Genomic DNA, 10454 nt, shown 5'->3' on the forward strand with positions numbered 1-10454 from the left:
GGCCGCGCCCGTGGCCAGGTACGGCATGGCGCGGGTGAGTGCCGTGGCGACACCGGCCGCGCCCGTGGCCAGGTACGGCATGGCGCGGGTGAGCCGCGCGTCGTCGGAGACGGACAAGGCCCCGTCGTCCAGCGGGAAGGTCCGGTCCAGCTCCTGGTGGAGCAGCAGGCGGCCCGCCTCCAGGTAGCGGGGCTCGTCGGTGTCGCGGGACAGGCGATGGAGGAAGAGGGCGAGCCCCGAGCGGCCGTGCAGCAGGCCGCGGGCGTCGTGCTCGCCGATGTGCGCCTGCAGGTCGGGGGCGCGCAGCAGGCCCTCGCCTGCCGCGGCGGCCCGCTCCAGGTGGCTGCTCTCCCCGGTCAGCCGGTGCAGGGCGAGCCAGCCCATGCCGACCCCGGCCCGCCCGCCTGCCAGCGTGCCGCAGGAGGCGGTGAGCGGGTGGTCGTCGGCGTCCCGCAGCAGGTCGACGGCCTCGTCCCGCAGGCCGAGGCCGGCCAGTACCCGGGCGATGCCGGCCGAGCCGAGGAGCAGGCCGGGGGACAGCGAGTCGCGCTGCGCCAGTGTCTCGCGGCGCAGCCGCTCGCGGATCTCCTCCGGCACGGCGGCCCCGGCGCGGTGCAGGGCGTGCACCACCCCGGCCGTGCCGTAGGCCAGGCACAGGTTGTTGGTCCGCAACGCCTCGGGCGAGGGCGGGAAGACCCACTCCGGCCGGTCGGCGTCAGCCATCTCCAGCAGCCCCGCGGTCACCTCCTCCGCCAGCCGGGTGAGCCGGCCGCGCGGGTCGGCGTCCAGCTCGGCGGGGGAGGGCAGGCGGTCGGGATCGGCCCGGTCCTCCGTGAGGTGGAAGGCGGTGGCCCGCTGCCACAGGTCCTGGGGCGGAGCCACGTCCGCCAGGTCGCGGCGCAGCAGCGCGAGGTTGGCGGGTGCGCGCTCGGCGATCTCGTTGAAGGGGGCCAGGAAGGCGAACGCGACCGCCGACATGCCGTACCGGTCCTGCAGCAGTGGATCGCTGTCCGCTCGCAGCACGCCGGGCGGCGGCGTGAATCCCGGGGTGCCCATACCGGAGGGTGCCGCGGACAGCGCCGAGGCCGCCTCGAAGTCCACCAGACGGACCCCGCCCGAAGGCGTGACCATGACATTGCCCAAGCTGAGGTCACCGAACCGGTAGCCGGCTGCGTGCAGCCGCGCGAGCGAGGCGTCCAGCGCGGCCAGCAGGCGCCGGCACGCCTCGTAGTACGCGGCGACGGACTCGGTCGTACGGTCGGCGCGGGCCAGCGGGGAGGACCGGCTCAGCCAGCCCACCAGCGGCTGCCCGGCGACGTACTCCGTGACGAGGAAGTCGTGCTCCCACTCCGTGAAGTGGTCCAGCGGCTCCGGGCCCACCCCGGGCGCGGCCGCGTGCAGCTCGCGCAGCACGCCGTACTCGTGCCGCAGCCGCTGCTGCGCGTCGGTCCCGTCGAAGACCAGGCCGTTGTGGGCGCGGGCCTCCTTGACGAAGACGGTGCGGCCGGTCCGCCGGTCCCGGGCCAGGTAAGTGCCGCCCGCGTTGCTCAGGCGCACCGCGCGGGTCACCTCGTAGTCGCGGATCAGGATCGGGCCCGTGTGCGGCTGCTCCTCCTGCTCGACGAAGGGGTCCGCGATCCCCGCGGGCAGGTGGAAGGCGGGCAGCCGCAGGTCCGCGACCTCGCGGCCGGACCCGTCGAGGACCAGCCCCTCTCGGGTGCCGTCGGCCCGCAGGCGGCTGCGGCCGCCGAAGGAGCCGTAGCGGTAGTGGACCGTCCGCGAGTCGCGGAAGCGGCGGTCGGTGAGGACGTACGGCCCCTCCTCCCCGTCGAGCGCGTCGCGCAGGCGCTCCAGCAGCCGGCGGGCGGTCGCCGTGTCCGGCGGGTAGGCGGCGCAGAACTTGCCCGCCTGGGCCCGCCCGGCGTGCTTGTGATGGAGGAAGAGGAAGAAGAGACGGGCGCGCAGGTGCTTGAACGGCACGCCTTCGGAGAAGCAGATCCCGGCGACCGTGTCGAGCACGTGCTGCGCCCGGTCCAGCCGTGCCGACACGTGGATCTTCCAGCCCTGCTCGGCGAGCCCGGTCCGCGAAATGTCCCAGGCCGTCCAGATGCCCTGGTCAGTGCCGCACAGGCCCGGCGGCACCACGCCGGGAGCGAAACGAGGCCCGGGGTCGGCCACGCTCGGCAGCGGCAGGTAGTACTCCCGGTCCGCGAGCGCTTCGCCGAAGCCTTCGAGCACGGAATCTCCTCGCAGGGTGGTGAGGGGCGGCCACGCAGGCCGCGCCGGACGCCGGGACCGGTGACGGGGTCGTACCCACGACACACCGGCTCGAACGTGCGACCGGTGATGTCCTGGCGGGGTGTCGGTGGCTGGGCAGGGGCACGTCGAAGTGTCGCCGTCGGCGGTCGAGCCGTGGTGGTGCGCCGCACGTGCTCCTACCTGGCAACAGGCGCCGCAATTCGATCGACCGGGCCGCCCAGGCTGCTCGGCGCCTCCGTCGACGCGCTGGTGCGCGAACGGTTCCTGGTGCTCGCCTTCCTTGCCCGCCCCTCCCCGCCCCTCCCCGCCCCTGCCCGCCCCTGCCCGCCCCGCCCCCGTCGCCGGCGCGGGGGTGCGGTCATCGGCACGGGAGCCGGCGGCGGTCACCCGCAGGCGGCGGTCAGCGCGGCGGTGAACTCCCCTGCCAGTTCGGTGATGACGGGGAGCTCGAAGGCCCGCGCGTTGTACTGCAGCCAGCACCGCAGGCCGCCGTCCGGCTGCTCGACCACGGTCAGCTCGGGCACGCCCCGGTCGCCGCCCGGCAGCGGCCAGGGGACGGTGCTCCCGCGCGGGAGTTCCCAGGGCCCGCAGGCCAGGCCGGGCAGTTGTGCGGGCGCCGCCCACGCCTCGTAGCGGAGCCAGGCGGCGAACGGCACGGACGGGCTGAACTCGGCGAACGGGTACAGCTGGTGGTCCAGTGCCTCGCTGTGGACCGCCCGCAGCCGGTCCACCAGCTCGGCGAAACCAGGTCCGCCGCTCGCGTCCACCCGCAGCAGCAGCGACTGGACGAAGCAGCCCACCGTCCGCTCGGCGTCAGGGCGCGGGCGGCCGGGCACCGGGGTCATCACCACCAGGTCCGGACGGCCGCTGCGGCTCGCCAGCAGTCCGGTCCAGGCCGCCGTGACGGCCAGGAAGGGCGTGGCACCCAGCTCGGCTGCCCGGGCCCGCAGGGCTTCGGTCACCGGCGCCGATATCTCGAACTCGTGTGCCTGGGTGAGTACTTCCTCCACGGCACGACGCCCGGCGAACTGCTCGACGGCCTCCGGCGCCCCGGCCAGCGCGGCCCGGAAGTGGGCCCGGGAGGCGGGCCAGTGCGCGTTCGCCCAGTCGACCAGCTCCTCGTAGCCCGGGCCCGGGCGGGCCGGCGGGGCCGACCGGCCCCGCCGCAGCGCGGAGTAGAACACCCCGAGGTCGGCCAGCAGGACGCCGATCGACCAACCGTCGGAGACCATGTGGTGGACCGCGACCAGGACCACGTGGTCGGCCTCCGACCGGCTGACCACCAGGAGGCGCGCCATCGGGTCCCGGGCCAGGTCGGTGAGCCGATCGCGTTCGGCCAGCAGCAGGGCGTCCACTTCCGCGTCCGTGGCCCCCGGGGCCTGGGTGAGGGTGATCCGCACCCGGGGCTCCTCGTCCAGGACCGCCCGCACGACCCCCTCACCCGCAGCCTCGAACCGGGTCCGCAGCGCCGGATGGCGCCGGACCACCTCGGTGAGCGCCCGGCCCAGGGTCTCCGGTTCCAGCCGGTCGGCGACCCGGAACAGCGCCGTCACCGCGCCGGCGTCCCGCCCGGGGGCCTCGGCCATCCAGCGGAAGAAGTTCTCCTGCTGCGAGGTGAGCGCGACGGCGTGCGGCTGGGCACGGAGCGCGGCCAGGTAGGGCGTCACGGTCTCCGTCCCGGCGGACGCTCCGCCGGGAGCGGTCTCCCGCCGGTCGGGATGGTCCACCCACACGGCCTGGGACCGCAGCGAGGGCCGCTCGAAGACCAGGGCGGTGCCCGCCCGGACCCCGAACTCGCCGCTGATGCCGTTGGCGAGCTGGACGGCTCTGAACGAGTCGCCACCGAGCGCGAAGAATTCGGCGGCCACGTCGGTGACCGGCCGGCCGAGCAGGCGTCGCCAGAGTCCGGCCAACCGCAGTTCCGTCGGGGAGGCCGGGGCGACCGCGGGACCGGTGGAGGCCGCGGGCGCGTCGAACAGCGGGCGGAGCAGGTGCTTGAGCACCTTGCCGCTCGGATTCCTGGGCAGGTCGCCGGCGAGCAGGATCCGGACCGGCAGTTCGGGCCGGCTCAACCGGGCGCTCAGGAACAGCCGGAGCTCGTCCAGGTCCAGGCCGTCGGGCCCGGCGACCACGACCGCCACCGGGACGGCGCCCATCACCGGGTGCGGCAGCCCGAGCGCGGCGGCGTCGGCGACGTCCGGGTGCTCGTGCAGCACCTCCTCGATCCGCAGGGTGGAGACCTTCAGCGCACCACTCTTGATGACGTCGCTCTCCCGGTCGACCAGGTACAGGTAGCCGTCCGGGTCGAGGCGGCCGAGATCACCCATCCGCACCCAGCCGTCCCGGAAGACCCGGGAGCTCTCCGCAGCGGCCCCCAGGTAGCCGCGGGGCGGTCCGGGCTGGCGCAGCCAGACCTCGCCGACCTGCCCGGCGGACAGCGGCAGCCCGTCCGCGTCGAGGATCCGGACGTCACGGGGGTCCGCCGGGCGGCCCAGGGAGCCCGGGCGGAGGGCGTCGACCACGGTGGAGATCTGCGCGGGCGAGGCCTCGGCGGAGGTGTAGGTGTTGACCAGGGTCGCGCCCGGCAGCGCGGCGGCCAGCGCGGCCGCCACCGGTACGGGCAGTGCGGCGGCGGAGGAGTTGACCAGGCGCAGACTGCTCAGGTCGTACCGCCGGGCGGTGCCCGCGTTGACCAGTTCGATCGCCATCGAGGGCACCAGGAAGGCGGTGCCGATCCCGAACTTCTCGACCGCGGTGCCGAACTGGTCCGCGTCGAAGCGCGGCATGCTGAGCAGGGTGGGCGCGGCGGTCAGTGCGCTCAGCAGCATCACCTGGCCCGCGTTGGTCCCGATGGGAAAGGCGTGCAGGGCGTGCCGCGAGTGCGCGTAGGCGCGGCGGCGGGGGTGGGTGGTGAAGCCCGCGGTCAGGTTTCCGTGCGCGGCGAGCACGCCCTTGGGCGCGCCGGTGGTCCCCGAGGTGCCGATCACCTGGGCCGGGTCGGCGGGTCCGACCCGGTGCGGCGGGCCGGCCGGCGGCTCGGGGTGAGCTGCCAGCAGGGCGTCCAGCCGCAGGTCCACCAGCCCCGGGATGGTCGGCGGATCGCCCTCGCGCTCGCCCTCACCCCCGCCCTCCCGCAGGAGCGTGCCGGCTCCGGCCAGGGCGGCCAGGGCGGCGGCCTCGGACCCGGACAGGTCCTCGCGGACCGGGACGGGGACCCCGCCCGCGTACTGGACGGCGAGGAAGCCGACGGCGTACCGCTCCCAGTGCGCGTTGGAGAACCGCAGCACCACCCGGTCGTGCGGTGCGACCCCGGCGGCGGCCAGCCCGACGGCAGCGCGCAGCGCCTCCTCGCGCCAACGGCGGTAGCTGAGTTCCCCGCCGCCGACGACCTGCAGCGCCACGTGGTCGGGGTGTTCGGCGGCCCGCGCGTCGAGGAGATCCGGCACGGTCGTCGCGGCGGGCGGCACGGTGGTGGTGATGGCGAGCTCCGGTGTGATTCGGGGGACGGAGGACGGACGAGAGGGCGGGAGGGAGGCGGTCGGGCAGGCGGAGTCAGTCCAGCCGGCCGGCCGCCTCCTCCTCGCTGAGGGCATCGATCTCCGCGATCAGCAGGGCCTCGATCCGGGCCGCCAGGGCGGCCGGGGTGGGGCTCGCGAAGACGTCGCGGATCGACACGTCGAGACCGATGCCGGCCCGGATGCGGGCGGCGACCCTGGTGACAAGGAGCGAGTCCCCGCCGAGGGCGAGGAAGTCGTCCAGGACGCCGACCCTCGGTACGCCGAGCACCTCCTGCCAGAGGTCGACCACCAGGGCCTCCGCATCGCTGCGGGGCGCCAGGTACCCGGCGGCGGTGCCCGCCGGGTCCGGGTCGGGCAGGGCCGTGGTGTCGAGCTTGCCGTTGACGGTCAGCGGGAGGGTGTCGAGGAGCACCAAGGCGTCCGGCACCATGAAGGCCGGCAGCCGCAGGGCCAGGTACTCGCGCAGTTCGCCCGCCTGAGGCGCGGCTTCGGACCGCTGCCCGGCGGCGGGCCGCAGGACGGCATAGGCGATCAGCCGACGGCCGTCGCGGACCACCACGGCCACCCGTCCGACCGCCGGGTGGGCGGTGAGGGCGGCCTCGATCTCGGCGGGCTCGATCCGGTACCCGCGGATCTTCACCTGGCCGTCGAGGCGGCCGAGGAACTCCAACTGCCCGTCGGTGCGCCACCGGGCGCGATCGCCGGTGCGGTACATCCGGTCGTCCGGGGCGCCGGTGAACGGATCCGGGAGGAAGGCCTCCGCGGTCAGGTCGGGCCGGGCCAGGTAGCCGCGTGCGAGGCCGTTGCCGCCGATGTACAGCTCGCCCTCGGAGCCGGCGGGCAGCAGCCCGCCGCGCTCGTCCAGGAGGTAGAGCCGGACCCCGGGCAGCGGGCGGCCGAGCGGCGGACGCCGCTCTGCGGCGGGCCCGCGGCCCGGGCGGGCACCGACACGGTCGCCGGGGCCACCGGCGAGCTCGCCCGCCGTGACGATGACGGTGGCCTCGGTCGGGCCGTAGGTGTTGACCAGCCGGACGGCGTCGCCGTGCCGCTCCCGCCACTGGGCGAGGGTGACGGCGTGCGCCTCGGAACCCCCGAGGACCACCAGGCGCAGCGCCGGCGGCCACGGGGTCCGGTCCCCGAGGGCCACCAGTTCCTGCCAGTACGCGGTGGGCAGGTCGAGTACGGTGACGGACCGCCCGGCCTCGCTGCGCAGCAGGTCGGGCAGCATCCGGCCGCCGCCGGGCAGCAGGACGACGCAGGCGCCCGCGTTGAGGGCGGGCCAGATCTCCTCGGCGTGGGTGTCGAAGCCGATGGAGGCGAACTGCACGATCCGGTCGCCCGGCCGGAGCCGGTACCCCTCCGGTCCGGCCATCCACCGGACGCGCCCGGCCAGAGCGGCGTGCTCGATGGCGACGCCCTTGGGAGTGCCGGTGGAGCCCGAGGTGTAGAGGACGTACGCGAGGCCGTTCGGGGCGCTCCCGGGCAGCGCCTCCCCGGAGGGCCCCGTGCTCCCGGACTCGATGCCCGGGGGCCCCGCCGGCCCGGCCCCGTCCCCGGTCCCGGTGTCCAGATCACCGACGCCCAGGTCCCGAACGCCCGGGCCCCGGACGTTCAGGACCGGGACGCCCAGGTCCGGACGCTCGCCTCCGGTGAGCAGCAGGACGGCGTCCGCCTCGCCGAGCATCAGCCGCTGGCGATCGGCCGGGTGCGCGGGGTCGAGCGGCAGGTAGCCGGCGCCGGCCTTCCAGATCGCCAGCAGAGCGGTGACCAGTCCGAAGGACGGCTCGATCCGGACTCCCACCGCACGGCCGGCCACCGGGCCCAGCCGGCGGGCCAACTCATTCGACGTCCGGTCGAGTTCGGCGTACGTGAGGACGCTGCCCGCACATTCGAGAGCGGGTGCGTCGGGGCGGATGGCGACCTGGTCGGCGAAGCCGCGCAGGATCGGGGGGACGTCCTCGGCGACGGCGGGTCCGGCGCCGAGGGCGAGGAGCGCGGCGCGCTCCTCGCCGTCCAGCAGCCAGTCGCCGTGGAGCGGGACCTCAACGTCCACGACGGCTCGGGCGAGCAGGTCGCGGACCCGGCGCGCCAGGGCTTCGACCGTGGCGCGCTCGAAGAGCTCCCGGTCGAAGCAGAACGAGAGCGTCATGCCGCCGTTCGGAGTGCGCCAACTATCCAACAGCAGATCGGTCTTGGCCCGGTCGAAACCGGAATCCATGCTCGCCGTCCGGACGCCCGCGGGCAGCGCGGTCCGCTCGTCGTCGCCCGCCGCCTCGTACTGGCTCTGGTGGACGAACACCGCCTGGTAGAGCGGGCCGACGCCCGGCAGCACGGGCAGTGCCAGTTCGGCGGCCACCCGCTCGAGCGGGACGTCCTGATGGGTCAGCGCGGCCATCGTGGCGGATCGCACCCGGCGCAGCACCGTGCGGAAGCCGGGCTCGCCGGTGAGGTCCGCACGAATCACTCCGGTACGGGAGAAGTAGCCGAGCAGGGCCTCGTGGGCGGTCTCGTTGCGGCCGGCCAGCGGAGTGCCGACGGCGAAGTCGTAGCAGTCGGTCCAGCGGGCCAGCACGAACTGGTAAGCGGTCAGGAGCACCATGAACGGGGTGCAGCGCTGCTCGCGGGCCAGGGCGTCGAGTCCGGCGACGAGGTCGGGCCCGAGGGCGAGATCGGCGAAACCGGCCGGGTGGGAGGGATCGACGGGCCTGGGGTGGTCCAGCGGCATGCGCAGGGCGCTCACGCCGGCCAGTCGCCCGCTCCAGTGGCGGACCGCCTCCTCGGCTGCGCCGCCGTCCAGCCTGGTCCGCTCGGCGAGCGCGAAGTCCCCGAACTGGAGCTTGAGATCCGGTAGTTCGGCCGGACCCTCGCCGATCTCCTCGCGGTACAGCGCGAGCAGCTCGCGCCACAGCACGGTGAACGACCAACCGTCGGAGACGATGTGGTGGACCACCACGCTCAGGGCGTGTTCGTGCTCGCCGGCGCTGACCAGGACGGCCCGGAGCGGCGGGCGCTCGCCCAGGTCGAAGGGGGCGTTGGCGAAGGGGGCGCAGGCCGCCGTGAAGGACTCCTCCGCGGCGTCCGGTATCGGGACCAGGGTGAGTACGACATCCCGTACGGGCTCCACGAGTTGCACGGGATGCTCGCCGTCGAGGGCGAACCGGGTGCGCAGCACCTGGTGCCGCGCGGTGAGCCGGGTGAGCGCCGCGCTCAGCGCCCGCGGGTCGATCGGCCCGCTCCAGCGCCGGTTCAGGTACATGTTGAAGCCGGCGTCCTGCGGGTCCAGTTGCTGGAGGAACCAGAGACGGCGCTGCTCGTCGGTCAGCGGATGGCGGGCGACGGGGGTCGGGGAGGTCATGCGTTCCTCTCGCTCTTCGCGCGGGCCTGCAGGGTTTCCAGGCCGATGAGGTCGTCGGACTCGGCGTCCGGGACGTCCCGGTCGAAGTGGGCCAGGACGGGAATGCAGAGGCTGATCAGGACCAGTGCGGCCATCGCGAGGCCGAACACCAGGTAGAGCAGGCCGATACCGCGCCCGTCGCCGGTGCCGATCAATGTGCCGACGCTGGAGGCCAGCGCGCCGCCTTCGTCCATCAGGGGCTGGAGCAGCTCGGGGCCGGCCGGGGCGACCAGGGCGAAGCCGATCGGGAGGGTGGACCAGGCGACCAGGGTGTTCACCGCGATCACCCGGCCGTGGAAGCGCATCGGCACCTTGGTCTGGATGACCGTCGCGTAGATGCCGTTGAGCAGGGCCAGCCCGTAGGTCATGCCGAAGGCGCCGGCGGCGACCACGGTCACCGAGGGCCTCAGGCCGGTGACGACGCATGCGGCGGCGAGACCGAGCGTGGCGAACAGGACTCCGCGCAGGCGCATCCGGCGCGGGCCTCCCCAGACCAGCAGGGTGAGGCCGCCGAGGACGGCGCCCAGGCCGGCCGCGGTGGAGACCCAGCCGGCCGCGGCGGTCGAGGAGAAGGAGAGCACCAGCGGGGTGATGAGCAGGAAGAGCGGCGAGAGGAAGATGTTCAGCGCCGCGAACCAGAACAGCATGGCCCTGAAGTGACGGCTTCCGAGAGCCCGTCGGAAGCCCGCGCGGATCTCGGCGCCGACGCCTTCCCGGCGGGTGGCGGCCATCACGTCGGGGAAGCGCACGGCCAGGGTGACCCCGGTGGCGACCAGGTAGCTGACGACGTCGAAGACCAGGATGCCGCCGAGGCCGATCACGTGCAGGATGCCGACCGCGATCAGCGGAACGAGGAACTGGGCGAGGCCGAGTGCCATCTGGACCACACCGTTGGCGCGTCCGAGGAAGCGTTTGGGCACCAGCTGCGGCACCGCCGAGCCCCAGGCGACGCGCTGGAAGGCGAGCGCGGCGGAGAGCAGGGAGATCATCACGTAGCAGTGCCAGATCTCCAGGGAATCACTGAGGTAGAGCGCCAGCAGGGCCGCCTGGGTCAGGCCTGCCGCGACATCGCCCCACAGCATCACCCTGCGGCGGTCGCCGCGGTCGACGACGGCGCCTGCCAGCGGGGCGACCACGATGCCGGGCACCAGGCCGAAGGCGGCGAGCATGCCGAGTTGGAACAGCGAGCCGGTCTGCAGGTAGATCCAGATCGGCAGGGCGAACTCGGTGAGCGCCGAGCCGATCATCGAGAGCTGCTGGCCGGTGGCTACGGCCAGGAACCG

General features: G+C 74.6%; 4 protein-coding genes. All 4 read right to left on the minus strand.

The window, feature by feature from the left end:
* The coding region (lanKC, locus tag ABZY57_RS30160; protein ID WP_356517303.1) for a class III lanthionine synthetase LanKC at positions 1-2238 on the minus strand (2238 nt) is incomplete at its 3' end.
* Positions 2239-2642: 404 nt separating this feature from the next.
* On the minus strand, positions 2643-5726 hold the full coding sequence (locus ABZY57_RS30165) for an AMP-binding protein (RefSeq protein ID WP_356517305.1): 3084 nt from the start codon (positions 5724-5726) through the stop codon (positions 2643-2645).
* A gap of 85 nt (positions 5727-5811) precedes the next feature.
* Entirely contained in the window at positions 5812-9132 is a 3321-nt protein-coding gene (locus tag ABZY57_RS30170; protein ID WP_356517307.1) for an amino acid adenylation domain-containing protein, read from the minus strand.
* Positions 9129-10454, minus strand: a 1326-nt coding sequence (locus tag ABZY57_RS30175) for an MFS transporter (RefSeq protein ID WP_356517309.1), incomplete at its 5' end; no start/stop codon positions are given. The genes ABZY57_RS30170 and ABZY57_RS30175, both read right to left, overlap by 4 nt.

It is taken from the genome of Streptomyces sp. NPDC006450, assembly GCF_040612195.1.
GTDB lineage: Bacteria > Actinomycetota > Actinomycetes > Streptomycetales > Streptomycetaceae > Streptomyces.